This window comes from Paenibacillus sp. FSL R7-269 (genome assembly GCF_000517865.1).
In the GTDB taxonomy this organism is placed as follows: domain Bacteria; phylum Bacillota; class Bacilli; order Paenibacillales; family Paenibacillaceae; genus Paenibacillus_AQ.
In genome coordinates, this window is record NZ_ASPS01000104.1 from 1 (window position 1) to 222 (window position 222).

The window sequence follows — 222 nt, forward strand, 5'->3', positions numbered from 1 at the left end:
GTACCCATCCCGAACACGACCGTTAAGCCCTCCAGCGCCGATGGTACTTGGACCGAAGGGTCCTGGGAGAGTAGGACGCCGCCAAGCGGACCATCCACACACACTGTGGTATTTTTTTTGCCCTAATTGGTTACATATTCCCTGATAGCTCAGTTGGTAGAGCACTCGACTGTTAATCGAGTTGTCACAGGTTCGAGTCCTGTTCGGGGAGCCATATGGAGA

1 tRNA gene and 1 rRNA gene are annotated in these 222 nt (G+C 53.2%); both read left to right on the forward strand.

From position 1 onward, the window contains the following. Positions 1 to 87: ribosomal RNA gene (gene rrf / locus C162_RS34815) — 5S ribosomal RNA — on the forward strand; the annotation flags it as partial. A 51-nt stretch (positions 88 to 138) separates the two neighbouring features. After that, a tRNA-Asn gene (locus C162_RS30780) sits at positions 139 to 214 on the forward strand. Positions 215 to 222: the final 8 nt, after the last annotated feature.